Source organism: Falsiroseomonas oryzae, from assembly GCF_027856955.1.
GTDB classification, from domain to species: Bacteria; Pseudomonadota; Alphaproteobacteria; order Acetobacterales; family Acetobacteraceae; genus Falsiroseomonas; species Falsiroseomonas oryzae.
Window position 1 is genome coordinate 1 of sequence record NZ_JAPSMD010001033.1, and the last position, 520, is coordinate 520.

Genomic DNA, 520 nt, shown 5'->3' on the forward strand with positions numbered 1-520 from the left:
CGGCCAGCGTCCGCGCCAGCCCCTCCGGCGTCGGCGCGCCGCGCGCGGGCTCCGGGCGCGGGCCGGCATCGGGCAGGTCCGCCTGCGGCGCGCCGAGCTCATCCACCAGCGCGGCCAGCGCATGCACCGGGTCGGCCTCGTAGCGCGTCAGCAGCAGGATGTCGGCGTCCTCGCGGTGGTGGCGGGACGGCTTGCCCGGATAGGCGAAGAAGCCGACGGGCGCCTTGCTGTTCACCAGGATGATCGTGGTGAAGGGCTTCAGCGCCTCCACCGCCATGTCCACGGGATAGGGCACCCGCTCCAGCGGCAACCGCCCGCGCCCGCGCTCCACCTTGCCGTTCGACATCTCGGCCATCACGGTCGCGCCCGTCGCCTGGGCCACGCGCCAGGCCAGCGCCTGCGCCTCGGCCCGCAGCGCCAGGCCACCGAGCAGGATCAGCACGTTCCGCCGCTCCCGCAGCGCGCGTGCGGCGTTGCGCACGGCCAGCGGATCGGCCTGCGGCGCGGCCGGCACCGGCAG

1 pseudogene is annotated in these 520 nt (G+C 76.3%); it reads right to left on the reverse strand.

The window, feature by feature from the left end:
* Positions 1 to 520 (reverse strand): annotated as a pseudogene (locus OZN99_RS33360) (acetolactate synthase large subunit); the annotation flags it as partial.